A 25,467-nucleotide genomic window follows, 5' to 3' on the forward strand; every position below is an offset into this window, starting at 1 on the left:
CGATTATCGACCCGCCGAACGAGGCCGACAGCCTCGCGCCGGCCCGGACGGGCGGCGGGCCCGGGGGCGGAGGGTCATGCCTGGGTGGTGACCCTGCCACGGACGGATGCGCCGCCGCGCTCGGGCGCCGTGGGCTGCGGCGGCACCCCCAGCTCCCAGGCCAGCCCGTACCGCGCGAACAGGTCGGCCCGGATCGGGGCCAGCGGTGTGGACGCGCCGGGCAGCAGCACGCCTATGCACCCGCCCATCAACGCGCTGCGCAGCACGGCGTGTTCGGCGACCGGATCGGGTGCGCCCCAGTCCTGCAGCAGGCCGCGCAGGATCGCGCCCAACTGCTGCTGCTCCGGGTCCTGGACGAAGGCGCCGACGTCCGGATCGAGGATCAGCGCCAGGTGTGAACGCATCACCCGCGGATGGTCCAGCGCCAGCCCGAGGACGGCGTCGATGGCCCTCGCCAGCCGGGCGTCGGGGGAGGCGTCGAGGGGCAGTTCCGCCAGCGCCGCGGCCAGCTCCAGGTGCATCAGCCGGTGGGTGGCGGATTGCATCAACAGCCGTTTGCCGTCGAAGTAGTACGACACCAGGCCGCGGGCGAGCCCTGCGTGCTCCGCTATGTCGCTGAGCGTCGTCCCGGCATATCCGTGCTGGTCGACGAGCTCCACGGTGGCGCGCATGATTCGGCGGCGGGATCGCCGGCGCATCTCCTCATTGACCGATTCCCCGCGAGGTGCCATCGTGTCTGCTCCGAACGTTGACTGGCTCCGGGCCAATATACTGGCCGGGCCCGTCGCGGCGCGGCCGTATGCCCAGGCCCGGATGACCTCGGTGGCAGCGCACACAGCAGCGTCGGCTCCACCAACACGGGGGTTTGGTGGAGCCGGCGCTGCTGTGTTTCCCGCCCCGGGTGCGGATGCGGACCCGGGTGGTCGCCCGGTCAGCGGTCGGCGAGCACCCTCCCCTCGGTGTTCTCCTCCGCGGCGGAGCCCCCGGCCGTCGTCGGCCCGGCAGCCGCCCGTGAGGAGTGTGTGGGTATGGACCCGGCCGTGAGGGTCGTCGTCCGTCGGCGCTCGAGGGCCCACCCCACGAGGGTCACCACCAGGGCGCCCAACGAGACCGCCGTCACCAGCAGCAGCGCGGGCCGGTAGCCGTCCAGCTGGGCCTGCGGACCCTGCCCGCCACCGCTGCCCGCCGTGATCACCGCCGTGACGACGGCCAGCACGATCGCACTGCCGACCTGGAAGGCCGTGTTGACGAGGCCGGAGGCCAGCCCCTGCTCGTCGTCGTCGACGCCGTTGGTGGCGGCGATGTTGACGGACGGGAAGGCGAGCGCGAAGCCGAGGCCGAGCAGCACCATGCTGGGCAGCACCAGGCCGAGGAACCCGGAGTGCTCGTCCAGCCGCAGGAACAGCGCATATCCCGCAGTCAGCGAGAGGATGCCCAGCGGCAGCAGGCGGGCGGTGCCGAACCGGTCGACCACCGCGCCCATCTTCGTCGCCGACAGCGCGACCAGCGCTCCGGCCGGGAGGAAGGCGAGGGCCATCTCCAGCGCGGACCAGCCGAGCAGCCGCTGCAGGTAGAGCGTCGCGGTGAACTGGAAGCCGGCGTACGACCCGAACACCGCCAGCGCGGCGACGTTGGCCCGGCTCACCCCGCCGTTGCGGAAGATCCCCAGCCGGACCAGCGGATGGGCTGCCCGGGACTCGACCAGCAGGAAGAGCGCCATCAGCACGGCGACGGCCACGAGCGAGCCGAGCGTGCGGACGCTCGCCCAGCCGGCGTTCTGCGCCTCGGTGACGGTGAAGACGAGCAGCAGCAACGAGCCGGTGCCGGTGATCGCGCCCGCGATGTCGTACCCGCCGGTACCGCGGGCCGGGACGGGCTGCCGGGGCAGCAGGCGGACGGCCGCCCCCAGGGCCACCAGCGCGACCGGCACCGGCATCAGGAACGTCCAGCGCCAGCCCGCCGAGGTGAGCAGGCCGCTGAGCACCAGGCCGAGCGAGAAGCCGCTGGCGCCACAGGTGGTGTAGATGGAGAGCGCCCGGTTGCGCGCCGGGCCCTCCGCGAAGGTCGTGGTGATGATCGACAGGCCGGCGGGGGCGGTGAACGCGGCGCTCACGCCCTTGAGGAACCGGGCGGCTATCAGCAGGCCGCCGTCGTCGACCAGGCCGCCGAGCAGCGATGCGGCGGCGAAGACGGCGAGGGCGGCCAGGAAGACGCGCCGCCGGCCGAGCAGGTCGGCGGCCCGGCCGCCGAGCAGCAGCAGCCCGCCGTAGCCGAGCACGTAGCCGCTCACCACCCACTGCAGGGCGGAGGTGGACAGGTGGAGGTCGGTACCGATGGAGGGCAGTGCCACACCCACCATCGAGACGTCGAGGGCATCGAGGAAGAGGGCGGCGCAGAGGACGACGAGGGTACCCCACAGGCGTGGACTCCAGGCCCCGGTCGTCGACGGGTCGTCAGATGCGGTCGTCATGGCCACGAGACTTCCATGCGCATGCATTCAATGCAAGTGAATTTAATGCGTGCGCAATAGATGTGCGGACATGTGCTATCATGGCGCCGTGGCTGAACCGGATCTCGCTCCAGAATCCGCCCTCGTGTTCGAGTGGCGGGACGTGCTCGCGCGCCACGCCGCCGTCTCCTGCGCGCTCGACCGCGCGCTGGGCGAGCGGTTCGGCCTGGGTATGAGCGAGTTCGAGGTGCTGGAGCGCCTCTGGGAGGACGAGCTGAAGGTCGGCCCCGGCAAGCTCCGTGTGCAGGAGATAGCGCAGACGGTCCACCTCAGCCAGAGCGCGCTGTCCCGGCTGATCGGTCGCCTGGAGAAGGACGGCCTGGTCGCCCGTGTCATGTGCGAGCTCGACCGGCGCGGGATCTTCGTGGCGCTCACCGACGAGGGCCGGGCCCGCTACCAGGAGGCCCAGCCGATCCACCGCGAGGTGCTCTCCCGCACCCTCGGCTGAGCGCCGGGCAGGAGGGCTCCCGTCAGAGCAGCGTGCCGAGGCCCGGCGCCACCGCCAGCAGCACCACCGCGGCCGGCGGCGCCAGCGCCGCCAGCGTCAGCCGCAGCCGGTGGTGAACCGGCAGCCGAGGCTCGCCCGCCAGCAGGCGGTCCACCCGGCGCGGCGCCTGGGCGAGCTGCTTGGGCGGGCACGAGCCGAACACCCCGCGTCCGGCGTTGATCTCCACCAGGGCCAGCGCCGTGGTGATCCGGCCGTGCCGGCGCGCGGCCCGGTCGTCCGCGGCCAACTCCACCAGTTCGCCGACCTGGTTCCGGAAGGCGCTGAACACCCCCACCCCGGGGAAGCCGGTCGCCAGCGCCTCGGCGCACTGCGCCAGCCAGTGGTGCCGGGCCCGGACGTGGCTGCGCTCGTGGCTCAGCACCGCCGCCAGCTCACGGTCGGTCAACTGCTGCAGTGCGCCCGTCGTCACCACCAGCCGGGCCTCCGGGCCTGGCAGCGACCAGGCCTCCGGACGGAGGTTCTCCAGCACCACCAGCCGCTCGCCGCCGCGCCGCTCCGCCGCCGACTCGCCAGGCAACTGCGGTGCCCGGTCGTCCAGTTGGGCGTGGCGCGCCTCGCGCAGCGCCCGGGCCGCACGCACCTCGCGGGTCAGCGACACCGCGGTCTGCACCCCGCCGAGGGCCAGCAGAGCGGCCGTCAGCCGGCCCCAGCCCTCCGCACCCGCCAGGCCGTACGCCTCCTCGACGCCGGCCGGCGCGCCCGTGAAGACCGCCGCGCGCAGTGCGGGCAGCGCCGCGGCGCAGGCCAGCAGCAGGGAGAGCACGCAGCAGAGCAGTACGGCCACCACCAGGGACTGCCAGGCGAGCAGCGCCAGCACGGGTTCCCGCTCGGGCCAGCGGGCCCGGGCCAGCAGGCCCGGAGCCACGGTGGCGAGCAGCAGTCCGAGCAGCAGCAGGCTCAGCAGGGCCGTCATGGCAGGGGCTCCCCCGAGGAGCGATCAGGAGCGCGACAGTGCGCTACCTCCAACCTATGCTCCGTGGCGCCCCCGTGGAACGGCTTCCGCGGACAGGTGACCAACGACACCCCGTCAGTGCCCGACAGCCGTCAGAGCGTCAGGAGCATGGCGAACATCCCGATGCCCATCGCCACCCGGCAGGCCCGCACGGTGCGACCCTCCGCCGTGGCCGCCGTGCCCGCCGCCCCCGGCGCGGACAGCAGGCGGCTGCCCGCCCACAGCGAGTACCCGCCGAAGTAGAGGAGCAGCGCACCGGTCAGCACCGGTAGCCCCATCGGTGCGCCCGCCGTCCCGGTGGCGCCCGGTACCACGTGGTGGAGGTGGGCGGCGGAGGCCGCCGGTGCGGCGGCCATCGCCAGCGCCATGTACGCCATCGCGAGCGCCCCGACCCCGTGGTGCAGGCGGTGCACCCGCCCCGCGCGCCCGGCGAGTGCCCCCAGGACCAGCGCGCCGGCGAGCACCGCGAAGAACCAGCCCCAGAGCACGCCGGGCAGCACGGCCATCCCCGCCATGCCGACCGCCATCGCCGCCTCGGCGGCGTCGGCCTCGCGGTGCGCCACCGCACAGCCCGGGCGCCGCAGGCGCAGCGCGCACAGCGTGGCCGAGCCGGCGGCCAGCCCCGCCAGCATCCACGTGACGACGGCCGGACCGTGCACGGCGCCCCTCCCGACCGGTGCCAGCGGACAGTACGTCCACGATCACCGATCCGGGCAGCGGGCAGCAGGGCGCGCAGGGGGGCGCACGGAGGTGCCCGGCCGATCGGTGCCCGGACCGCGCCCCGTTGGGCGGCGCCGCTCCCCGGTGGCGGGGCCGCGGCGGCCGCGGGATGGTCGGGATGCGGCGGCCTCCGGAACCCGCCGGAACCGCCCGCGAGACGCCTCCGAGTGCCGGATCTCCCGCCGCGAGCCCCATCCGCCGCAGGATTGCCCGGCAGACCCCCCTTGAACAGAAGAACCTTTCGTATCTATGGTGGGTACGTCGCAATACCTCCTGTCGAAGTGAGTCTCCGATGCAGAATCTTTCGCCGACGCTCGCCGTGGCTGGCGATGCTTCCGCCTCTCCGGCCGGCCACCCCGCCTGGCTTCGTCTGAAGGACGCGGTGGAGTCCCTCCGCCCGCTGCAGTCGAAGGACGGCTCGATCGACCTGTCCGCCGTCCAGCGCGGCACGGTCGACCCGCTGGTCGAGGCCGTGCTCACCTCGGTGCAGGAGCTCGCTCCGCTCTTCCCGCACGACGCCGCGTACCTCGCCGCCGTCCAGGACGACCTGCGCAAGTGGGCCGACACCGGCTACCGCGAGCCCGACTTCCTCGACTCGCTGCTCGCCTTCCACCCCGCCGAGCAGCGCACCGACGGCCTGGACCACCTCGTGGTCTTCCCGATGTACACCCAGAACGGAAACCCGAACCGCAACCTCGAGGCCGTCCTGCTCAAGGTCGTCTGGCCGGACTGGCTGGCCGAGCTGGAGCGCGAGCGCTTCGACAACCCGATGTTCGTGCCGATCACCTTCACCGACTTCACGGCCGGCTACGACACCAACTCCGCCGTGCTCTTCCCGGAGACCGTGGCCGTCCGCCAGGCGCCGGAACGTTTCACCTGGGGCGGCATCTTCTGCGACCGCGAGGCGGCCCGCTTCCGCGCCGTCTCCACCAACGCCGTCGAGCTGCTCGGCCTGGAGATCCCCGAGGACGCCACCGGCCTCCTCAAGGACCAGGAGCGCGCCCAGCAGACCTTCGTGCTGTGGGACCTCATCCACGACCGCACCCACAGCCACGGCGACCTGCCGTTCGATCCCTTCATGATCAAGCAGCGCAGCCCGTTCTGGATGTACGGACTCGAGGAGCTCCGCTGCGACCTCACCGCCTTCAAGGAGGCCGTGAAGCTGCAGGCCGAGGGCTACGCCCAGGGCCGCGACGTCCAGTACGCGATCCTCTTCGACCGCATGTTCCGCTTCCCGGTCAGCGGTGACCGCGTCCGCAACTACGACGGCATGGGCGGCCAGCTGCTCTTCGCCTACCTGCACAAGCACGACGCGCTGCGTTGGCGCGACAACCGCCTCTCCATCGACTGGGACCGCGTCGCCGAGGTGACCAACCAGCTCTGCGGCGAGATCGAGACCCTCTACCGCGACGGTATCGACCGCCCGAAGACGGCCCACTGGATCGCCGCCTACGAGCTCGTCTCCCGCTACCTCACCCCGCACCCCGCCTCCGTCTGGGCCAAGGGCCCCGAGGCGCTCCCGCTCGACATCACCGACGGCAAGGCCCTCAACAAGGCCCTGTGCGACGCCGTCAAGCCGGACGAGTTCCCCCTCAGCATGTTCTACGAGGCCCTCTCCAAGAAGCTGAGCGGCGTCATCGCCGCCACCACCGGCATCACCGGCACCGGTGTCCAGGGGGTCGCCGCATGAGCGCCCGTCTCGACGACAAGGTGATCGCGGTCGCCGGGGCCAGCGGCCCCGCCGGCCAGGCCACCGTGCGCCGCCTCGCCGCCGCCGGTGCCACCGTCATCGGCGCCGACATCGACCAGCAGCGCCTCGACAGGGCCCTCGACAGCGTCCGGACCACCGTGCCGGGCGCCAAGGTCAGCGGCCAGGTCATCGACCTGCTCGACCCGCAGGAGGTCCACGACTGGGCCGACCACCTGGAGGCCGAGCACGGCCACGTCGACGGCCTGCTCCACCTGGTCGGCGGCTGGCGCGGCAGCAAGACCTTCTTCGACACCCGGATCGACGACTGGGACTTCCTGCACGACACCGTGGTGCGGACCCTGCAGCACACCTCGCTGGCCTTCCAGCCGGCACTGGTCCGCAGCGGCGGCCGCTACGCCATGGTCTCCGCGGCCGCGGCCCACAAGCCGACCGCCGGCGGAGCCGCGTACGCCGCCGCGAAGGCGGCCACCGAGGCCTGGACGCTGGCCATGGCGGACTCCTTCGTGAAGGAGACCACCGCCGGGGACGGCACGCCCACCGCCGCGGCTGCCATCCTGGTGATCAAGGCCCTGGTCTCTCCCGAGATGCGTGCCGAGAAGCCGGACGCCAAGTTCGCCGGCTTCACCGACACCGCCGACCTGGCCGAGACCCTGGCGGGCCTCTGGGACCGCCCCGCAGCAGAACTGAACGGACAGCACCTGTGGCTGACAGCCCGATGACCATCGGCACCGAAGGCGCCCGCACCGACGCCGTGCGGCACCACGACCCCGCCGTGCGCGGATTCGCCAGCGACAACTACGCCGGCATCCACCCGGAGATCCTCGCGGCGATCGCCCTCGCCAACGACGGCCACCAGGTCGCCTACGGCGAGGACGACTACACCGCCCACCTGCAGCAGGTCTTCCGCCGCCACTTCGGCGACCGTGCCGAGGCGTACCCCGTCTTCAACGGCACCGGCGCCAACGTGGTCGCCCTGCAGTCCCTCCTGCCGCGCTGGGGCGCGGTGGTCGCCGCCGAGTCCGCGCACATCAACGTGGACGAGTGCGGTGCGCCGGAGAAGATCGCCGGGATCAAGATCCTCACCGTCCCCACCCCGGACGGCAAGCTCACCCCCGAGCTGATCGACCAGCAGGCCTGGGGCTGGGACGACGAGCACCGCGCCCAGCCGCTGGCCGTCTCCCTCACCCAGAGCACCGAGCTCGGCACCGTGTACACGGTCGACGAGGTCAAGGCCATCTGCGACCACGCCCACGAGCGCGGCATGCTCGTGCACATGGACGGCTCGCGGCTCGCCAACGCCGCCGCCACCCTGGGCGTGCCGTTCCGCGAGTTCACCACCGACGCCGGGGTGGACGTGCTGTCCTACGGCGGCACCAAGAACGGCCTGATGCTGGGCGAGGTCGTGGTCGTGCTCAACCCCGAGCGCGTCCGCAACCTGAAGTTCCTGCGCAAGATGTCGATGCAGCTCGCCTCGAAGATGCGCTTCGTCTCCGTGCAGTTCGAGGCGCTGCTCACCGGCGACCTGTACCTGCGCAACGCCGGCCACGCCAACGCCATGGCGAAGCGCCTGGAGCAGGCCGTCAGCGGCATCGACGGCGTGACCGTGGTGCGGCCGGTCCAGGCGAACGCGGTCTTCGCGATCCTCCCGCGGGAGGTCAGCGAGCGGCTGCAGAAGCGCTACCGCTTCTACTTCTGGAACGAGCACACCGGCGAGGTCCGCTGGATGGCGTCCTTCGACACCAGCGAGGCCGACATCGACGCGTTCGCCGCGGCGATCGCCGAGGAGATGGGCCGGGCCTGACCCCACCCCATCCCCGGTACAGCAGTACGGCCCCGGCGCGGACACCCGCGCCGGGGCCGTTTTGCATCTGCGGGTGGTTCGGCGTAGTGTTCACTGGTCGCTCGGCAGGGAGCACCGGACACGCGTCTGCGCGGACGGTCCCGGAGCGGCCAATCCCTTGAAACACCACTTCCAGATCCTCACCGGGTCGCGTCTTGTCGCGCCCCTGTGCGAATTCGGCGTGCCTGTTTATAGGAATTGCACTTCGGATCGAGGCCGATTCGCTTTTCGGAGCGGGGATCGGCTAAGGTTTGAAGCGTCGGACGGGCCGTCAGGCGGTTCCGACAAAGCGGTGAAGAAAGCAAGTCGGTGAAGAGCACGGACTCGGATCTGATAAGCTGGAAACACGAAAGAGCGAAACACCCGGAGGATCCGCTGGAAGGCGGTCCGAAGGAAGTGTCCGTTCCTTGAGAACTCAACAGCGTGCCAAAAGTCAACGCCAGATATGTTGACATCCCCGGCCGGTCGGGCAATCGATCGGTTGGAGATTCCTTTTGAAATAACACAGCGAGGACGCAGTGCGCGGGATCACCCTATTCCGGTGGTTGCCGTGCCGCTCAACGCGAGTGTGCACCGGATAGCCGGTAATCATTCACGGAGAGTTTGATCCTGGCTCAGGACGAACGCTGGCGGCGTGCTTAACACATGCAAGTCGAACGGTGAAGCCCTTCGGGGTGGATCAGTGGCGAACGGGTGAGTAACACGTGGGCAATCTGCCCTGCACTCTGGGACAAGCCCTGGAAACGGGGTCTAATACCGGATACGACCTTCCTCTGCATGGGGGTTGGTGGAAAGCTCCGGCGGTGCAGGATGAGCCCGCGGCCTATCAGCTTGTTGGTGGGGTAATGGCCTACCAAGGCGACGACGGGTAGCCGGCCTGAGAGGGCGACCGGCCACACTGGGACTGAGACACGGCCCAGACTCCTACGGGAGGCAGCAGTGGGGAATATTGCACAATGGGCGAAAGCCTGATGCAGCGACGCCGCGTGAGGGATGACGGCCTTCGGGTTGTAAACCTCTTTCAGCAGGGAAGAAGCGCAAGTGACGGTACCTGCAGAAGAAGCACCGGCTAACTACGTGCCAGCAGCCGCGGTAATACGTAGGGTGCGAGCGTTGTCCGGAATTATTGGGCGTAAAGAGCTCGTAGGCGGCCTGTCGCGTCGGATGTGAAAGCCCGGGGCTTAACCCCGGGTCTGCATTCGATACGGGCAGGCTAGAGTGTGGTAGGGGAGATCGGAATTCCTGGTGTAGCGGTGAAATGCGCAGATATCAGGAGGAACACCGGTGGCGAAGGCGGATCTCTGGGCCATTACTGACGCTGAGGAGCGAAAGCGTGGGGAGCGAACAGGATTAGATACCCTGGTAGTCCACGCCGTAAACGTTGGGAACTAGGTGTTGGCGACATTCCACGTCGTCGGTGCCGCAGCTAACGCATTAAGTTCCCCGCCTGGGGAGTACGGCCGCAAGGCTAAAACTCAAAGGAATTGACGGGGGCCCGCACAAGCAGCGGAGCATGTGGCTTAATTCGACGCAACGCGAAGAACCTTACCAAGGCTTGACATACACCGGAAACTGGTAGAGATATCAGCCCCCTTGTGGTCGGTGTACAGGTGGTGCATGGTTGTCGTCAGCTCGTGTCGTGAGATGTTGGGTTAAGTCCCGCAACGAGCGCAACCCTTGTTCTGTGTTGCCAGCGAGTAATGTCGGGGACTCACAGGAGACTGCCGGGGTCAACTCGGAGGAAGGTGGGGACGACGTCAAATCATCATGCCCCTTATGTCTTGGGCTGCACACGTGCTACAATGGCCGGTACAAAGGGCTGCGATGCCGTGAGGCGGAGCGAATCCCAAAAAGCCGGTCTCAGTTCGGATTGGGGTCTGCAACTCGACCCCATGAAGTTGGAGTTGCTAGTAATCGCAGATCAGCATGCTGCGGTGAATACGTTCCCGGGCCTTGTACACACCGCCCGTCACGTCACGAAAGTCGGTAACACCCGAAGCCGGTGGCCTAACCCTTGGGAGGGAGCCGTCGAAGGTGGGACCAGCGATTGGGACGAAGTCGTAACAAGGTAGCCGTACCGGAAGGTGTGGCTGGATCACCTCCTTTCTAAGGAGCGCACGGCAGCTTCGGACGAGTGTTCCGGAGTGCTAGCTCATGGGTGGAACGTTGACTATTCGGCACGGACAGAGTCATGGACGCTAGTACTGCTTCGGCGTGGAACGCGTGATGTGAACTGTTCGGGTCGGGCACGCTGTTGGGTCCTGAGGGAACGAAGGTTTCCTCGTGGATGCCGGCTCCACTTGAGGGTCGTCCTTGGGACGGTTCGAGGGTGGGTGTCTGGTCGTTGTTTGAGAACTGCACAGTGGACGCGAGCATCTGTGGCCAAGTTTTTAAGGGCGCACGGTGGATGCCTTGGCACCAGGAACCGATGAAGGACGTGGGAGGCCGCGATAGGCCCCGGGGAGCTGTCAACCGAGCTTTGATCCGGGGGTGTCCGAATGGGGAAACCCGGCAGTCGTCATGGGCTGTCACCCTTACCTGAACACATAGGGTAAGTGGAGGGAACGCGGGGAAGTGAAACATCTCAGTACCCGCAGGAAGAGAAAACAACCGTGATTCCGGGAGTAGTGGCGAGCGAAACCGGATGAGGCTAAACCTTGAGCGTGTGAGACCCGGCAGGGGTTGCGCTCGGGGGGTTGTGGGAATGAGCTTGATCGGTCTGCCGGCCGGTCGGCGAGTCAGAAACCGTTGGTGTAGTCGAAGGACATGCGAAAGGTCCGGCGTAGAGGGTAAGACCCCCGTAGACGAAACATCAGCGGCTTGCTTGCTCATCTCCCAAGTAGCACGGGGCCCGAGAAATCCCGTGTGAATCTGGCGGGACCACCCGCTAAGCCTAAATATTCCCTGGTGACCGATAGCGGATAGTACCGTGAGGGAATGGTGAAAAGTACCGCGGGAGCGGAGTGAAATAGTACCTGAAACCGTGTGCCTACAAGCCGTGGGGGCAGTCTTCGGACTGTGACTGCGTGCCTTTTGAAGAATGAGCCTGCGAGTTTGCGGTGTGTAGCGAGGTTAACCCGTGTGGGGTAGCCGTAGCGAAAGCGAGTCCGAATAGGGCGTTTGAGTTGCATGCCCAAGACCCGAAGCGGAGTGATCTAGCCATGGGCAGGTTGAAGCGCGGGTAAGACCGTGTGGAGGACCGAACCCACCAGGGTTGAAAACCTGGGGGATGACCTGTGGTTAGGGGTGAAAGGCCAATCAAACTCCGTGATAGCTGGTTCTCCCCGAAATGCATTTAGGTGCAGCGTCGCGTGTTTCTTGCCGGAGGTAGAGCACTGGATAGGCGATGGGCCTCACCGGGTTACTGACCTTAGCCAAACTCCGAATGCCGGTAAGTGAGAGCGCGGCAGTGAGACTGTGGGGGATAAGCTCCATGGTCGAGAGGGAAACAGCCCAGAACACCGACTAAGGTCCCTAAGCGTGTGCTAAGTGGGAAAGGATGTGGAGTCGCAGAGACAACCAGGAGGTTGGCTTAGAAGCAGCCACCCTTGAAAGAGTGCGTAATAGCTCACTGGTCAAGTGATTCCGCGCCGACAATGTAGCGGGGCTCAAGCACATCACCGAAGTCGTGTCATTGCAGCAATACTCCCAACGGAGGCTGTGATGGGTAGGGGAGCGTCGTGTGCCGGGTGAAGCGGCCGAGGAATCGAGTCGTGGACGGTTCACGAGTGAGAATGCAGGCATGAGTAGCGATACAAGAGTGGGAAACTCTTGCGCCGATTGACCAAGGGTTCCTGGGTCAAGCTGATCTGCCCAGGGTAAGTCGGGACCTAAGGCGAGGCCGACAGGCGTAGTCGATGGACAACGGGTTGATATTCCCGTACCCGCTTTGAAGCGCCAACGCTGAACCCTCTGATGCTAAGCCCGTGAAGCCGTCCTGGATCCTTCGGGTGAAGGGGAGTGGTGGAGCCGGTGGCCCAAGGTGGTAGTAGGTGAGCGATGGGGTGACGCAGGAAGGTAGTCCAGCCCGGGCGGTGGTTGTCCCGGGGTAAGGGTGTAGGACGCAGGGTAGGCAAATCCGCCCTGCACGTAGTCTGAGACCTGATGCCGAGCCGATTGTGGTGAAGTGGATGATCCTATGCTGTCGAGAAAAGCCTCTAGCGAGTTTCATGGCGGCCCGTACCCCAAACCGACTCAGGTGGTCAGGTAGAGAATACCGAGGCGTTCGGGTGAACTGTGGTTAAGGAACTCGGCAAAATGCCCCCGTAACTTCGGGAGAAGGGGGGCCAGCCCTGGTGATGACCTTTACGGTCTGAGCTGGGGGTGGCCGCAGAGACCAGCGAGAAGCGACTGTTTACTAAAAACACAGGTCCGTGCGAAGCCGTAAGGCGATGTATACGGACTGACGCCTGCCCGGTGCTGGAACGTTAAGGGGACCGGTTAGTCCGATTTCGGTCGGGCGAAGCTGAGAACTTAAGCGCCAGTAAACGGCGGTGGTAACTATAACCATCCTAAGGTAGCGAAATTCCTTGTCGGGTAAGTTCCGACCTGCACGAATGGCGTAACGACTTCTCGACTGTCTCAACCACAGGCCCGGTGAAATTGCATTACGAGTAAAGATGCTCGTTTCGCGCAGCAGGACGGAAAGACCCCGGGACCTTTACTATAGCTTGATATTGGTGTTCGGTTCGGCTTGTGTAGGATAGGTGGGAGACTGTGAAGCAGCAACGCCAGTTGTTGTGGAGTCGCCGTTGAAATACCACTCTGGTCGTGCTGGATGTCTAACCTGGGTCCGTGATCCGGATCAGGGACAGTGTCTGGTGGGTAGTTTAACTGGGGCGGTTGCCTCCTAAAGGGTAACGGAGGCGCCCAAAGGTTCCCTCAGCCTGGTTGGCAATCAGGTGTTGAGTGTAAGTGCACAAGGGAGCTTGACTGTGAGACTGACGGGTCGAGCAGGTACGAAAGTAGGGACTAGTGATCCGGCGGTGGCTTGTGGAAGCGCCGTCGCTCAACGGATAAAAGGTACCCCGGGGATAACAGGCTGATCTTCCCCAAGAGTCCATATCGACGGGATGGTTTGGCACCTCGATGTCGGCTCGTCGCATCCTGGGGCTGGAGTAGGTCCCAAGGGTTGGGCTGTTCGCCCATTAAAGCGGTACGCGAGCTGGGTTTAGAACGTCGTGAGACAGTTCGGTCCCTATCCGCTGTGCGCGTAGGAGTGTTGAGAAGGGCTGTCCCTAGTACGAGAGGACCGGGACGGACGAACCTCTGGTGTGCCAGTTGTCCTGCCAAGGGCATGGCTGGTTGGCTACGTTCGGGAGGGATAACCGCTGAAAGCATCTAAGCGGGAAGCCTGCTTCGAGATGAGCACTCCCACCTCCTTGAGAGGGTAAGGCTCCCAGTAGACGACTGGGTTGATAGGCCGGATATGGAAGCCCAGTAATGGGTGGAGTTGACCGGTACTAATAGGCCGAGGGCTTGTCCTCAGTTGCTCGCGTCCACTGTGTTGGTTCTGAAACCACGAACAGGCTCTGTGTCGGTTGTTCGATGTGTTTCATAGTGTTTCGGTGGTCATAGCGCGAGGGAAACGCCCGGTTACATTCCGAACCCGGAAGCTAAGCCTCGTAGCGCCGATGGTACTGCAGGGGGGACCCTGTGGGAGAGTAGGACGCCGCCGAACAATTCTTCAGAGAAGCCCCGCCCGGGGACACCGGGCGGGGCTTCTCGCATGTCCGGGGGGGAGTAGAACGTGCGAGGAATGCGGTGGGGTGCGGCTGCGGCCGGACTGCTGACCGTGGTGGCGGGGTTGGGGCTGCGGACGGCGGCCACCGGGGTGGTGGCGAAGTACGGCGGTGATGCGCTGTACACCGTGCTCGTGTACGTCCTGGTGGTGATGGTGGCACCGCGGATCAGGCCGGGCAGGGCCGCCGTCGCGGCCCTGCTGGTGAGTTGGGGCGTGGAGTTCTTCCAGCTGACGGGGCTGCCGGCGCGGTGGTCGGCGGAGAGCACGGCGGCGCGGCTCGTCCTGGGATCGACCTTCAACGTGCCGGATCTGCTCTGGTACGCCGCCGGTGCGGGAGGCTGCTGGGCGGTCCACCAGTGCCTGGTCCGTGGGCGTGGCAGGATGCGGAGCACCACGGGGGAGGAGAGCTGAGATGCACGACGGGGTCTGGCGCTTGACGCGAGGGGTGGAGCTCGTCGGCGAGATCGAGACAGCCGAGGCCGACTTCCCGTGGCTGGCGGGGACGTTCCGCCCGGGGCCGGGCTATCCCGCGGTGGCTCCGTGGTTCGCCGAGACGCTCGCCCTACTGGAGGCCGAGGAGTACGAGGAGCGTTTCGACGAGGCGTACGACCGGATCTCCGAGGCGCTGACGCTCGCCTCTCCGGAGGGGCCGGTCGCGGAGTTCTTGCTGCACATCGACGGCGACCAGGCGTGGTTCCGCTGGAGTGACGAGCCGTTCGACCGCCACTGACGGTTGATCACAAGTGCGGCGGCTGCCAGCCCGTGGGCAGGGCGTAGTGCCAGCCTGGGCGCCAGGCCGGGGGTGAGCGGAGGATCTCCTCCAGGGGAACGCCGGTGAGCAGACAGTCCAGGGCCCACCGGTTGGCGGAGTGGGCGATCAGCAGGATCCGGCGGCCGTCGTGGGCGGCGGCGAGGTCCTGGAGGAAGTCGGCGGTGGCGCGCACGACCTGGCGGTAGCTCTGCCCGCCGGGGAAGGGTTCGTCGAGGCATGCGGTCCGGCGGGCGGCGACGTGTGCGGTGGGACAGCCGTTCAGTTCGCCGTAGTCGCACTCGCGGAGGCGCCGGTCCTGGTGGGCGGGCGGCAGACCGTCGGGGAAGGCGATGGCGGCCGTCTCGACCGCCCGGTGCAGGTCGGAGGTGAACACCGCGGCGAAGCCGCCGCCGCGCCGGCGCTCGCCCAGTTCGGCGGCCTGACGGCGGCCCAGCTCGGACAGGTGGCCCTGGAGCCACCCGGTGGCGATGCCCGCTTCGTTGTCGGTGGTGGTGGAGTGCGACTCGTAGACGAGGTCGACGGCCATCGGGCTCCTCGGGGAGTGGCTCGCCGCACGGTCCGAAGGTGCGGCTCACCGGGGGACTTCCCCGTGGACGGGGCGGCCATGCCGAAGACGGCGTCAGCGGCCGGCGTTCAGCACCGCGTCGGCGATCTCCCGGACCCGGCCCATGGTGATGCCGGCCGCTGCTCGACGGCGAGCGGGTGGTCGGTGGGTTCCAGTTCGATCCACGGGCGCTCGGCGACCGGGCGCGTGTGCAGGCGGGTCGTGAGATTGGCGGTCGTCGGAGTGCAGATCGGCAGCTCGGTGGAGAACCACCCGAAGGAGCACGGCTCGCGCTCGCGTCCCGGCCTGTCCCAGGCCTCGACGGCACGGGCGTAATCGGCGGCACTGAGCGAGTCCCAGACACCCCAGGAGAAGACCTCGTCACTGCCGATCACCGGCAGTTCGACCAGGCCGCGGACGAAGACGTGCTCGCCCTTGATCACGCACCGGTCGGAGGTGAGAACGCTGTCCGGATCCGCGGCCGGCGACCCCTCCCAGTGGACCGGCGCCGGACTGGAGAAGTTCATCGGGACCTCGCCGTGCCGGTCGCCGCAGCAGGCGCAGGAGTAGTCGTGCTCGGAAGCCACGGCGGCGAGCATGTCCGCAGGCCGGACGGCTCCTTCGGTCGAGCCCCGTCCCGATCTGCCCCGTCCTGACCGGGGTCTGCGGACGGCTGGAGTCAGCTGCTGCGGCTACCGTCGAGGGTCTCGCGGATGATGTCGGCGTGGCCCGCGTGGCGGGCGACCTCCTCGATCATGTGGAGGAGGACCCACCGGAGGTTGCGGTGGGCGAGCTTCGGCCAGGCGCACGGGGTGTCCAGGTCGGTGGTGGCGACGATCTCGCGGGCGGTGGTGACCTGCTCCTCGTAGTACGCGAGCCAGCGCGGGACGGTGTCGTGCTCGTCGAGGACGAAGTCGTCGTCCGCGCCGTCCTCGTCGTGCGGCCACTCGTCGGGGAAGTGCCGGCCGGCCAGGATCACCTGGAACCAGCGGCGTTCCCAGAGGGCGTTGTGCTTCAGCAGCCCGAGCAGGGACAGCGAACTGGCGGTGGGCGCCTTGCGGGCGTCCGCCTCGCCGACTCCGTCCAAGGTGCGGAGCAGGGCGGCCCGCTGCTTGTCGAGGAAGCCGCAGAGGGCGTCCCGTTCGGTGGCGGTCGAGAACTGAGGTGTCGTCATACACCACGAGCCTACCGAGCGAGCAGCAGGGATGTGGCGCCCGGGGCTGCCGGCCAGGGGGCTGCGGTGCACCGATTGCGGTGGCCGTTCCAGGTGCCGGCGGTCCGGGTCACGGGGTGGCGCTGCCGTCGGACCACCGGTCGGGGTGGCCGTCCGGGGTGCTCGGGCCGGGCCGGGGGAGTTGCTGCGGTCAGCTGCCGCCGGGGCCGCGGCGAAGACCTGCCAGCCTGCTTCTCGCTGTCGACGTACGTGTTGGTCGGCGATGGGTCCGTGGCGACGGCCCCGGGCGGGGGAGCGGACGTCGCTGTGCCGGCGGACGGGCGAGCCGGGAGCAAGGGCGCCCTCGGGCGCGGCAGGGACCGGCCGCACAGCCGGGGAGAGGCACGAGGGCGGTCAGGGCACCGACGGCGGGCCGGACGGTCGGTCGGGGTGCGGCACAGCACCCGGACGGTTTCCGTCACCGGGGTGGCCCCCGAGACGGCCGAGCCCCGCGAGAGCTGCCACCCCTGTCGGATCGGGGGACCCGGGGCCCTGGTGACACGCTCGACGCGCGGACGCGACACTCCGCCCGGCGTACGGCTCTGACCGGCAGGCCGTACGCCGGGCGGGACGATCAGTCGGACTTGGCCGCGCGCTCCGCCTTGGCGGCCGCCTCGGCCGCTTCGGCGGCCTCGGCCTGCTCCAGGGTGGGCGCGGTGCCGCCGAGGTGGGCCGGGATCCACCAGGTGTCGTCCTCGCCGGAGGGCTTGCCGGGGTACTCGCGCTGGGCGCGGTCCAGCATCTCGCCCATGGCCGCGCGCAGGCGCCGGGTGACCATCACCGGCTTGTCCTGCGGCGTGAGCTCGATCGGCTCGCCGATCATGACGGTGATCGGGATGTGCCGCTTGGTGAGGGTCTTCGGGCGGCCCTTGGTCCACAGCTGCTGGGTGCCCCAGAGGATCACGGGCAGCAGCGGGGCGCCGGAGTCGGCGGCCATCCGGGCCGCGCCGGTCTTGAACTTCTTGAGCATGAAGGAGCGGCTGATGGTGGCCTCGGGGAAGACGCCGACGATCTCGCCCTGGCGCAGTGCCTCGACGGCGGCGTCGTAGGCGGGCTGGCCGTCGGTGCGGTCCACCGGGATGTGCCGCATGCCGCGCATCAGCGGGCCGGAGATGCGGTGCTTGAAGACGTCGTCCTTGGCCATGAAGCGGGTGAGCCGCTTGCCGCCGCGCCACGGGCCGAGGCCGGCGAAGATGAAGTCGAGGTAGCTGATGTGATTGCTCACCAGGACGGCGCCGCCCGTCGCGGGGACGTGCTCGGCTCCCACGACCGAGACGCGCAGGTCGAGCGCCTTGAACGCGGTCAAGGCGGCGCGGATCACCGGCGGGTACACGAACTCAGCCACGGTCAGCCCTACTTCTCGTCGGGCCTGATGCCCGGTCCGGCGGTACCCGGGTCGTCGGGGCCGACCGGCGAGGGCGCGGCACGCCGCGGCGGCCACGGGTGTTTCAGCCCGATGATCCCCCGAAGACGTGCCCGATGTCACGCGGCGGCGTCCGCGGGGCGGGAATCGGCGGCGAGGGCTACGTCACGTGAGAGCTGCGTCTCACCCGGTGACTCGCCGCCGAACCGCTCGCGGAGCCGCCCGCCGGACGTCTCAGAAAGTGTTGGGTAATTGATCAACTGCGAGACGTGATGCGCGGGCGGTGATCTTTGCGGCCGTGGTGTTCGCGATGATCGCCGCCATGTGTGTCTGCGTGTGCAAGCCGTCCTATGACTCGTCGTTGACGGATGCCCAGTGGGCGGTGATCGAGCCGTTGTTGCCGGTGCGGGATCCGCGCCGGGCGGGTCGTCGGTTGAAGTTCCCGCGTCGGCTGGTCGTGGACACCGTGCTGTACGTGCTGGTCAGTGGCTGTGCCTGGCGGTTGGTTCCGCACGACCTCGCCCCGTGGGACGTGGCCTACCGGTGGTTCCGGGTCTGGGCGGCGGACGGCACCTGGGACCGGGTCCACGACGCGCTGCGCGAGCGGGTGCGGGTGGCGGACGGCCGGGACCCGCAGCCCTCGGCGGCGGTGCTGGACTCTCAGTCCGCCCGCAGCCACCAGGGCGGGCAGGCGATCGGCTACGACGCGGGCAAGCGCGTGCGGGGCCGCAAGCGGCACCTGCTGGTGGACACCTGCGGGCTGGTGCTCCGGGCGGTCGTGCACTCGGCCTCGGTGCAGGACCGGGCCGGCGCGAAGTTGGTTCTCGCCGGCCTGCGGGAGGTGTTTCCGCAGGCCGGGCTGGTCTGGGTGGACGGCGGCTACGTGAACGTCGTCGACGCGGGGCTGGTCGGCTGGGCGGCCGAGCACGAGAGGCTGGAGATCGTCGCGGTGCCCCGAAACGCGGATGTGAAAGGCTTCCAGGTGCTGCCCCGCCGGTGGGTGGTCGAGCGGACATTCTCCTGGCTGGGACGGTGCAGACGGTTGGCACGGGACTACGAGCGCAAGACCGCGCACGCCGAAGCAATGATAAAGGTCGCCATGATCCGGCTCATGGCCGCCCGCCTCGCCGGCGAGGAGATCGAACCACGCGGCCCCATCGAGACCGAAGCAGCCCGCCGCCTCGCCGACGACCTCGAGAACCAGTAATCACCCGATTACCCAACACTTTCTCAGGCGCGTGCGGCGACCCGGTCCGTCCCGCGCCGCAGCAGCAGGTACGCCTCGCAGCCGAGGCAGTACCCGAACGCGGCGTTGAGGAAGGCTGCGGCGAGGGCGAGCCCGGTGGCGGCGAGGCCCAGCCAGTCGGCGCCGGACAGGAAGCCGACCGTGCCGACGAGTGCGAAGGCGAGGCCGACGGCCTGGGCGAAGCGCGGCGGCCGGGCGTCCTCCAGTTCCCGCGGCGGTGCGAGCCGGGGCCGGACGAGGACCCGGAAGAGCAGGCCGTAGGGCGAGCGCTGCAGGCCGGCGAGGGCGCCGACGGCGAAGACGGCGGCCTGCAGGGCGAGCAGCACGCCGCTGCCCGTGACCAGGACGGCGGCGAGGACGACGGAGGTGAGCGCGGCGGCGAAGCGCGGGCCGCGCGGGTCGATCAGCACGGGAGGGACTCCTGGGAAGCGAACCGGTCGGGGACCTGGTCGGCCGCTCGGGCGGCCGCGGTCAGCGACAGCGGGACGCGGTGGCCCGGCACAGGTCGACCACGCGGCGGGTGGTCAGCCGGGGCAGCCGGGAGCGGAGGGAGTCCATCCGCCGATGGTAGGGCCCGCGGGCGCGCCCGGTCGAGCGGTGTCCACGTGGTGGCGCGTTCCGGTGGGTGCGCGTCCGGTCGCTGCGCCTGCGGGTGGTGCGCGGTCGGGGCGGTGCGCGTTCCGGTGGGTGGGGTCCGGCGGATGCGGAGCCGTGCGGGACACTGGAGCGGTGACCGGTTGGGTGGTGTGCGGTGCGGTGCTGGTGCTGGCGAGCGCCTTCGGGCTGCTGCGCGCGCACCGGGACGGAAGGCTGCGGGTGAAGGACGGGGTCGAGCGGCTCACGGCGGCGGACCTGGGCGGCGAGCTGGGGGAGCGGGCGACGCTGGTGCAGTTCTCCACCGCGTTCTGCCAGCCGTGCCGGGCGACCCGCCGGGTGCTCGCCGAGGTGTCGGGGATGGTCGAGGGCGTGGCCCACGTGGAGATCGACGCCGAGTCCAGGCTCGACCTGGTGCGCCGGCTGGACATCCTGCGCACGCCGACCGTGCTGGTGCTCGATGCGACCGGCCGGGTGATCCGGCGCGCCGCCGGCCAGCCGCGCCGGGCGGACGTCGTCGCGGCCCTCGGAGAGGCGGTCTGACCGGCCCGGACGGGCGTGACGGCCGCGCCGATCATCGTCGGCGTTGTCAAGACCTTCAATCTCACAGCGGGATCTGCCGCCCGGTCAGGTGGTACCGGGCGCCGCCTGGGGCAGGATGGGCCCAGACGGCAGTGCAGCCGTCCCGGAAGCCTGCCGGCCAGGGTGTGCGGCGGCGGTCGGGGCGCCCCGTCCGGGGCATCGCAAAGGCTAAGCTACTCGCCAGTAGCCTGTTTGAGCTACTGGCGAGTATGCTGCCAGGAAGTTCCGGACGGGCACAGGAAGACGCGGCCCGCGTGCGGGCAGGAGCATGTGTTCCGCCCGACTGCACAGCCGCAGCCGCCGGACAGGACCAGTACAGGAGACAGGCCGTGAGCTTGAGGATCGTTGTCTGTGTGAAGTACGTGCCCGACGCGACCGGTGACCGTCGCTTCGCGGACGACACCACCACCGACCGGGAGGGCGTGGACGGCCTCCTGTCGGAGCTGGACGAGTACGGCGTGGAGCAGGCGCTGCGGATCGCGGAGGCCTCCGGTGACGCCGAGGTGACGGTGCTGACCGTCGGTCCGGACGACGCGAAGGACGCGCTGCGCAAGGCCCTGTCGATGGGTGCGGACAAGGCCGTGCACGTCAACGACGAGGACATCCACGGCTCGGACGTGATCGGTACCTCGGCGGTGCTGGCGAAGGCGCTGGAGAACACCGGGTTCGACCTGGTGGTGTGCGGCATGGCCTCCACCGACGGCACGATGGGCGTGCTGCCGGCGCTGCTCGCCGAGCGTCTGGGCGTGCCGCAGGTGACCCTGCTGTCCGAGGTGTCGGTCGAGGGCGGTGTGGTCAAGGGCCGCCGCGACGGCGACGCGGCGACCGAGCAGGTCGAGGCCGCGCTGCCGGCCGTCGTGTCGGTCACCGACCAGTCCGGCGAGGCCCGCTACCCGTCCTTCAAGGGCATCATGGCCGCGAAGAAGAAGCCGGTCGCCGAGCTCGACCTGGACGACCTGGGCATCGACGCCGACGAGGTCGGCCTGGCCGGCTCCTGGACCAAGGTCGCGGACATCACCGCCCGCCCGGCCCGTACCGCCGGCACCGTCGTCAAGGACGAGGGCGAGGGCGGCAAGCAGCTCGCCGCCTACCTCGCCGAGCAGAAGTTCATCTGAGCCCACGCCCAACGCGCGCATCCAACGAACGATCAGGAGCAACGAATCATGGCTGAGATCCTGGTTCTCGTGGACCACGCCGACGGCGTGGTCCGCAAGCCGGCCCTCGAACTGCTGACCCTGGCCCGCCGGATCGGCGAGCCCTCCGCCGTCGTCCTCGGTGCCGGTGCGGCCGCTGCCGACATCGCCGCCAAGGCCGCCGAGTACGGCGCCGCCAAGGTCTACACCGCCGACGCCGACGAGTTCACCTCCCAGCTCGTCGTCCCGAAGGTCGACGCCCTCACCCAGATCGCCAAGGCCGCCGGCGCCGCCGCCGTCCTGGTCACCTCCTCCGGCGAGGGCAAGGAGGTCGCCGCCCGCGTCGCGCTGCGGCTGGGCTCCGGCATCATCACCGACGCCGTCGACCTCGAGGCCGGCGACGGCGGCCCCGTCGCCACCCAGTCGGTGTTCGCCGCCTCGTTCCAGGTCAAGTCGACCGTGACCACCGGCACCCCGGTGATCACCGTCAAGCCGAACGCCGCCGCCCCGGAGCCGGCCCCGGCCGCCGGCACCGTCGAGCCGGTCACCGTCGCCTTCACCGGCAACGCCGCCACCGTCACCGCCCGCACCCCGCGCGTCGCCTCCGGCCGCCCCGAGCTGACCGAGGCCGCGATCGTGGTCTCCGGCGGCCGCGGCGTCGGCGCCGCCGAGGGCTTCGCCGTCGTCGAGGACCTCGCCGACGCGCTCGGCGCGGCCGTCGGCGCCTCCCGCGCCGCCGTCGACGCCGGCTGGTACCCGCACACCAACCAGGTCGGCCAGACCGGCAAGCAGGTCTCCCCGCAGCTGTACGTCGCCGCGGGCATCTCCGGCGCCATCCAGCACCGCGCCGGCATGCAGACCTCGAAGACCATCGTCGCCGTCAACAAGGACCCCGAGGCGCCGATCTTCGAACTCGTCGACTACGGCGTCGTCGGCGACCTCTTCACCGTCCTGCCCCAGCTCACCGCCGAGGTGAAGGCCCGCAAGGGCTGATCCCCGGGAGCTGAACCACGCACGGCGCAGGAGGGCGCGGCGCCCGGGAGACCGGGAGCCGCGCCCTTCGCCGTACCCGCTCGCACCGGCCTCGCATCGGCCCTGCAGCGGCCTTCCACCGGCTTCCACGGGGTGTCCCGAGCCGCGGGACGTCCCCGCGTGCCGGCCCGGAGGGGCGCGTAGAGTCCGGAGCATGGGACTGCTGACGGCACTTGAGGGCGGACACGGGGACCGGGGCGACGCGGTGGTGGTCGACGGCCGCGCGATGTCGTGGGAGGAACTGCTTGGCGCGGCCGGCGCGGTGGCCGAACGGGTCGCGGGAGCGCCCGCGCTCGCCGTCCTGGCCCGGCCGACCGCCGAGACGGTGGCGGCCGTGGTCGGCGGGCTGCTGGCCGGCGTCCCGGTGGTGCCGCTGCCCCCCGACTCCGGGCCGAAGGAGCGAAGCCACATCCTGCGGGACTCCGGCGCCGAACTGCTGGCCGTCCCGGTGGGCGAACGGGCGGAGGACGCCGAGGCGGTGCCCGTCGACCTCGGCGCGCGCTCCTCCGGCGCGACCTTCGCCGAGCCCGCGCCGGAGCGACCCGCCTTCGTCCTCTACACCTCGGGCACCACCGGCGCGCCCAAGGGGGCGGTGATCCCGCGCTCCGCCGTCGCCGCCGGCCTGGACGGCCTCGCCGACGCCTGGCGCTGGACCGCCGACGACACCCTCGTCCACGGGCTGCCGCTCTTCCACGTGCACGGGCTGGTACTGGGCGTCCTCGGCGCGCTGCGCACCGGCAGCCGCCTGGTGCACACCGGGCGCCCCACGCCCGGCGCGTACGCCGGCGCGCGCGGCAGCCTGTACTTCGGCGTGCCGACCGTCTGGTCCCGGCTGACGGCGGACGGCACCGCCGCCCGCGCGCTGTCCGGCGCCCGCCTGCTGGTCTCCGGCAGCGCACCGCTGCCCGTCCCGGTCTTCGAGCGGCTCGCCGAACTGACCGGCCACGAGCCGATCGAGCGCTACGGGATGACCGAGTCGCTGATCACCGTCTCCACCCGGGCCGACGGCGAGCGCCGCCCCGGCAGCGTCGGCCTGCCGCTCGACGGGGTACGCACCCGACTCGTCGGCGAGGACGGTGCGGAGGTCCCCGCGGACGGGGAGTCCGTCGGCGAGCTGCAGGTCGCCGGGCCGACCCTGTTCGCCGGCTACCTCAACCGCCCCGACGCCGATGCGGAGTCGTGGACGGCCGACGGCTGGTTCCGCACCGGGGACGTCGCGGTGATCGGCGCGGACGGCTTCCACCGGATCGTCGGCCGGGCCTCCGTCGACCTGATCAAGAGCGGCGGTTACCGGATCGGCGCGGGCGAGGTCGAGGCCGCCCTGCGGGACCACCCCGAGGTCGCCGACGCCGCCGTGGTCGGGGTGCCCGACGACGACCTCGGCCAGGCCGTGGTCGCCTACGTGATCCCCGACGGGACGGTCACCGGCGAGGGGCTCACCGCCTTCGTCGCCGAGCGGCTCTCCGTCCACAAGCGCCCGCGGCGGGTCGTGCTGGTGGACGAACTGCCCCGCAACGCCATGGGCAAGGTGCTCAAGAAGCAGCTGCTCGACCGCGGCTGACCGCCCCGCCGGGCATGTGCCCGGTGGCCGGACGCCGACGCTGCCCGGCACCGCGAGGCATGGGACGGCGGCCCGTACGGGTACCACCGGTGTGGCGCGGGGGCCGCAGCACGGACTCCCGCCGCCCGGTGCGTGGGGCACCGGGGTGGGCCGAGGGCAGGGGATGCTCTGTGATCGTCTGGGTCAATGGCACGTTCGGCGCGGGGAAGACCTCCGCGTGCCGGGAACTGGTGGAGCTCCTGCCGGGGAGCCTCCTCTTCGACCCCGAACTGGTCGGCGCCGGACTCTGCCGGCTGCTGCCCGCCGACCGGCTGGCCCCGGTCGCCGACTTCCAGGACCTGCCCTCCTGGCGGCGCCTGGTGCCCGAGGTCGCCGCGGCCCTGCTCACCGAGGTGCCGGGGCCGCTGGTCGTCCCCATGACGCTGCTGCGCGAGGACTACCGCGACGAGATGTTCGGGGCGCTCGCCTCTCGCGGGGTCGCCGTCCACCACTTCGTGCTGGACCCTGACGAAACGATCCTGCAGGAACGGATAGCGGGCCGGGAGGAGTACCCCGGCGACCCCGAACGCAACGAACGCGTCCGCCGCTGGTGCCTCGACCACCTGCCCGCCTACCGCTCGGCCAGACGGTGGCTCGGACGCGACGCCCAGCTCGTCGACACGACCGGGCTCACCCCCGAGCAGACCGCCCGCCGTCTGGCCCGGCTCGTCGAGGACGGCACCGCCCGCTGCCCGATCGTGCAGAGCGCCGATCCCACCGGCGACACCGTCGCCGCCGCCGTCCTGCTCTTCGACGAACAGGACCGCGTCCTGCTCGTCGACCCCGTCTACAAGCCCGCGTGGGAGTTCCCCGGCGGCGTCGTGGAACGCGGCGAGGCACCGACCGACGCCGCCCTGCGCGAGACCGCCGAGGAACTCGGCCTGCACCTCGACGCCCACGCACTGCGACTGCTCGCCGTCGACTGGGAACCCCGGACCGGCCCCCGGCGCGGCGGCCTGCGGCTCGTCTACGACGGCGGCCGGCTCGCAGCCGAGGCCCGGCAGCAACTGCGGCTGCAGGCCGACGAACTGCGCAGCTGGCGCTTCGTCACCCTCGACGAGGCCGCCGGACTGCTGCCCGCCGCCCGGCTGCGGCGGCTCGCCGCCGCCCTCGACGCCCGTGAGCGCGGAGAGCTGCGGTACCTGGAGGCGGGGCTGCCCGCCGCCGTCGGGGTCGCCGCCGCCGGCTGAGCGGGGGCCGCCCGTGCGGGGGCCGGCGAGCGCGGGCGGGGGCCGGTGGGCGACGGGCGGGAGGTCGGGCTCGGGCATGCCGACCTCCTGGTCGAAGGGGAGCCGAAGGACCGGACCCTGTTGGGCGGCGGTTCCATGATGGCGGGACGGCGGGGGCGGGCGGGGGGCGCGGGCCGGGCGTGGGAGGGGGCGGGGGGGGGGGGGCCGCCCCCGGG

The 25,467-nt window shown here is 70.0% G+C and carries 21 protein-coding genes and 3 rRNA genes; 15 read left to right on the forward strand and 9 right to left on the reverse strand.

What is annotated here, in order from left to right; translation table 11 throughout:
- Positions 1–74: 74 nt before the first annotated feature.
- Entirely contained in the window at positions 75–671 is a 597-nt protein-coding gene (locus KSNIM_RS29725) for a TetR/AcrR family transcriptional regulator (protein ID WP_263106210.1), read from the reverse strand.
- A gap of 260 nt (positions 672–931) precedes the next feature.
- Positions 932–2,470, reverse strand: coding sequence for an MFS transporter (locus KSNIM_RS29730; RefSeq protein ID WP_263106211.1), 1,539 nt, complete (start codon positions 2,468–2,470; stop codon positions 932–934).
- An 88-nt stretch (positions 2,471–2,558) separates the two neighbouring features.
- Between KSNIM_RS29730 and KSNIM_RS29735 the strand changes: the two genes are divergently transcribed.
- Positions 2,559–2,957: a MarR family winged helix-turn-helix transcriptional regulator gene (locus KSNIM_RS29735; protein ID WP_263106212.1), complete on the forward strand. Its 399-nt coding sequence runs from the start codon at positions 2,559–2,561 to the stop codon at positions 2,955–2,957.
- Positions 2,958–2,979: 22 nt separating this feature from the next.
- On the opposite strand, the gene KSNIM_RS29740 is transcribed toward KSNIM_RS29735, so the two are convergent.
- Together KSNIM_RS29740 and KSNIM_RS29745 are read right to left on the reverse strand one after the other, a co-directional pair.
- The gene (locus KSNIM_RS29740) at positions 2,980–3,930 is read right to left on the reverse strand and encodes a M56 family metallopeptidase (RefSeq protein WP_263106213.1); all 951 of its coding nucleotides are present in this window, start codon (positions 3,928–3,930) and stop codon (positions 2,980–2,982) included.
- A gap of 131 nt (positions 3,931–4,061) precedes the next feature.
- Positions 4,062–4,628, reverse strand: coding sequence for a DUF5134 domain-containing protein (locus tag KSNIM_RS29745; RefSeq protein WP_263106214.1), 567 nt, complete (start codon positions 4,626–4,628; stop codon positions 4,062–4,064).
- A 353-nt stretch (positions 4,629–4,981) separates the two neighbouring features.
- Between KSNIM_RS29745 and KSNIM_RS29750 the strand changes: the two genes are divergently transcribed.
- The 8 genes from KSNIM_RS29750 (at position 4,982) to KSNIM_RS29785 (ending at position 14,713) form a co-directional block, all read left to right on the forward strand.
- Positions 4,982–6,379 (forward strand): DUF6421 family protein, encoded by a 1,398-nt coding sequence (locus KSNIM_RS29750; protein WP_263106215.1) that lies wholly within the window; start codon positions 4,982–4,984, stop codon positions 6,377–6,379.
- Positions 6,376–7,119 carry an SDR family NAD(P)-dependent oxidoreductase gene (locus tag KSNIM_RS29755; RefSeq protein WP_263106216.1) on the forward strand — a complete coding sequence of 248 codons (744 nt, stop codon included), beginning with the start codon at positions 6,376–6,378 and terminating at the stop codon, positions 7,117–7,119. Before KSNIM_RS29750 ends, KSNIM_RS29755 begins: the two co-directional genes overlap by 4 nt.
- Positions 7,116–8,201, forward strand: coding sequence for a threonine aldolase family protein (locus KSNIM_RS29760; protein ID WP_263108168.1), 1,086 nt, complete (start codon positions 7,116–7,118; stop codon positions 8,199–8,201). Before KSNIM_RS29755 ends, KSNIM_RS29760 begins: the two co-directional genes overlap by 4 nt.
- Before the next feature lie 630 nt (positions 8,202–8,831).
- Positions 8,832–10,346 (forward strand): 16S ribosomal RNA (locus tag KSNIM_RS29765).
- A gap of 274 nt (positions 10,347–10,620) precedes the next feature.
- Positions 10,621–13,726 (forward strand): 23S ribosomal RNA (locus KSNIM_RS29770).
- A gap of 77 nt (positions 13,727–13,803) precedes the next feature.
- A 5S ribosomal RNA gene (gene rrf / locus KSNIM_RS29775) occupies positions 13,804–13,920 on the forward strand.
- The 16S, 23S and 5S rRNA genes sit together here, the layout of an rRNA operon.
- A 78-nt stretch (positions 13,921–13,998) precedes the next feature.
- Positions 13,999–14,394 (forward strand): DUF2809 domain-containing protein, encoded by a 396-nt coding sequence (locus KSNIM_RS29780; RefSeq protein WP_263108169.1) that lies wholly within the window; start codon positions 13,999–14,001, stop codon positions 14,392–14,394.
- A gap of 1 nt (position 14,395) precedes the next feature.
- Positions 14,396–14,713: a hypothetical protein gene (locus KSNIM_RS29785; protein ID WP_263106217.1), complete on the forward strand. Its 318-nt coding sequence runs from the start codon at positions 14,396–14,398 to the stop codon at positions 14,711–14,713.
- Between the two features lie 7 nt (positions 14,714–14,720).
- On the opposite strand, the gene KSNIM_RS29790 is transcribed toward KSNIM_RS29785, so the two are convergent.
- The 4 genes from KSNIM_RS29790 to KSNIM_RS29805 all read right to left on the reverse strand — a co-directional run bounded on the left by KSNIM_RS29790 (position 14,721) and on the right by KSNIM_RS29805 (position 17,857).
- Positions 14,721–15,281, reverse strand: a complete 561-nt coding sequence (locus KSNIM_RS29790) for a histidine phosphatase family protein (RefSeq protein WP_263106218.1) — start codon at positions 15,279–15,281, stop codon at positions 14,721–14,723.
- A 107-nt stretch (positions 15,282–15,388) separates the two neighbouring features.
- Positions 15,389–15,886, reverse strand: coding sequence for a DUF2199 domain-containing protein (locus KSNIM_RS29795; protein ID WP_317634070.1), 498 nt, complete (start codon positions 15,884–15,886; stop codon positions 15,389–15,391).
- Between the two features lie 92 nt (positions 15,887–15,978).
- Positions 15,979–16,473, reverse strand: coding sequence for a DinB family protein (locus KSNIM_RS29800; RefSeq protein WP_263106219.1), 495 nt, complete (start codon positions 16,471–16,473; stop codon positions 15,979–15,981).
- A 613-nt stretch (positions 16,474–17,086) separates the two neighbouring features.
- Entirely contained in the window at positions 17,087–17,857 is a 771-nt protein-coding gene (locus KSNIM_RS29805) for a lysophospholipid acyltransferase family protein (protein WP_263106220.1), read from the reverse strand.
- Positions 17,858–18,185: 328 nt separating this feature from the next.
- On the opposite strand from KSNIM_RS29805, the gene KSNIM_RS29810 reads away from it, so the two are divergent.
- The gene (locus tag KSNIM_RS29810; RefSeq protein WP_263108050.1) at positions 18,186–19,082 is read left to right on the forward strand and encodes an IS5 family transposase; all 897 of its coding nucleotides are present in this window, start codon (positions 18,186–18,188) and stop codon (positions 19,080–19,082) included.
- Between the two features lie 23 nt (positions 19,083–19,105).
- On the opposite strand, the gene KSNIM_RS29815 is transcribed toward KSNIM_RS29810, so the two are convergent.
- A complete protein-coding gene (locus tag KSNIM_RS29815) occupies positions 19,106–19,531 on the reverse strand; it encodes a DUF4395 domain-containing protein (protein WP_263106221.1) in 426 nt (141 codons plus the stop codon).
- A 319-nt stretch (positions 19,532–19,850) separates the two neighbouring features.
- Between KSNIM_RS29815 and KSNIM_RS29820 the strand changes: the two genes are divergently transcribed.
- From KSNIM_RS29820 to KSNIM_RS29840, 5 genes are all read left to right on the forward strand, one after another.
- A complete protein-coding gene (locus tag KSNIM_RS29820; RefSeq protein ID WP_263106222.1) occupies positions 19,851–20,258 on the forward strand; it encodes a TlpA family protein disulfide reductase in 408 nt (135 codons plus the stop codon).
- A gap of 368 nt (positions 20,259–20,626) precedes the next feature.
- Positions 20,627–21,412 carry an electron transfer flavoprotein subunit beta/FixA family protein gene (locus tag KSNIM_RS29825; RefSeq protein WP_411543796.1) on the forward strand — a complete coding sequence of 262 codons (786 nt, stop codon included), beginning with the start codon at positions 20,627–20,629 and terminating at the stop codon, positions 21,410–21,412.
- Between the two features lie 48 nt (positions 21,413–21,460).
- The gene (locus tag KSNIM_RS29830) at positions 21,461–22,423 is read left to right on the forward strand and encodes an electron transfer flavoprotein subunit alpha/FixB family protein (RefSeq protein ID WP_263106223.1); all 963 of its coding nucleotides are present in this window, start codon (positions 21,461–21,463) and stop codon (positions 22,421–22,423) included.
- Positions 22,424–22,616: 193 nt separating this feature from the next.
- Positions 22,617–24,023 carry an acyl-CoA synthetase gene (locus KSNIM_RS29835; RefSeq protein ID WP_263106224.1) on the forward strand — a complete coding sequence of 469 codons (1,407 nt, stop codon included), beginning with the start codon at positions 22,617–22,619 and terminating at the stop codon, positions 24,021–24,023.
- 170 nt (positions 24,024–24,193) lie between these two features.
- Positions 24,194–25,252, forward strand: a complete 1,059-nt coding sequence (locus tag KSNIM_RS29840) for an NUDIX hydrolase (RefSeq protein WP_263106225.1) — start codon at positions 24,194–24,196, stop codon at positions 25,250–25,252.
- Positions 25,253–25,467 lie beyond the last annotated feature (215 nt).

The sequence above is a fragment of the Kitasatospora sp. DSM 101779 genome (assembly GCF_025655475.1).
Classification (GTDB): domain Bacteria; phylum Actinomycetota; class Actinomycetes; order Streptomycetales; family Streptomycetaceae; genus Kitasatospora.

Excerpts from the sequence above, each read along its gene's own strand:
- KSNIM_RS29730 (WP_263106211.1), bottom strand. The coding sequence starts at position 2,470 with ATGACGACCGCATCTGACGACCCGTCGACGACCGGGGCCTGGAGTCCA.
- KSNIM_RS29800 (WP_263106219.1), bottom strand. The coding sequence starts at position 16,473 with ATGACGACACCTCAGTTCTCGACCGCCACCGAACGGGACGCCCTCTGC.
- KSNIM_RS29755 (WP_263106216.1), top strand. The coding sequence starts at position 6,376 with ATGAGCGCCCGTCTCGACGACAAGGTGATCGCGGTCGCCGGGGCCAGC.
- KSNIM_RS29740 (WP_263106213.1), bottom strand. The coding sequence starts at position 3,930 with ATGACGGCCCTGCTGAGCCTGCTGCTGCTCGGACTGCTGCTCGCCACC.
- KSNIM_RS29810 (WP_263108050.1), top strand. The coding sequence starts at position 18,186 with ATGATCGCCGCCATGTGTGTCTGCGTGTGCAAGCCGTCCTATGACTCG.
- KSNIM_RS29780 (WP_263108169.1), top strand. The coding sequence starts at position 13,999 with ATGCGGTGGGGTGCGGCTGCGGCCGGACTGCTGACCGTGGTGGCGGGG.
- KSNIM_RS29785 (WP_263106217.1), top strand. The coding sequence starts at position 14,396 with ATGCACGACGGGGTCTGGCGCTTGACGCGAGGGGTGGAGCTCGTCGGC.
- KSNIM_RS29750 (WP_263106215.1), top strand. The coding sequence starts at position 4,982 with ATGCAGAATCTTTCGCCGACGCTCGCCGTGGCTGGCGATGCTTCCGCC.
- KSNIM_RS29835 (WP_263106224.1), top strand. The coding sequence starts at position 22,617 with ATGGGACTGCTGACGGCACTTGAGGGCGGACACGGGGACCGGGGCGAC.
- KSNIM_RS29725 (WP_263106210.1), bottom strand. The coding sequence starts at position 671 with ATGCGCGCCACCGTGGAGCTCGTCGACCAGCACGGATATGCCGGGACG.
- KSNIM_RS29760 (WP_263108168.1), top strand. The coding sequence starts at position 7,116 with ATGACCATCGGCACCGAAGGCGCCCGCACCGACGCCGTGCGGCACCAC.
- KSNIM_RS29830 (WP_263106223.1), top strand. The coding sequence starts at position 21,461 with ATGGCTGAGATCCTGGTTCTCGTGGACCACGCCGACGGCGTGGTCCGC.
- KSNIM_RS29790 (WP_263106218.1), bottom strand. The coding sequence starts at position 15,281 with ATGGCCGTCGACCTCGTCTACGAGTCGCACTCCACCACCACCGACAAC.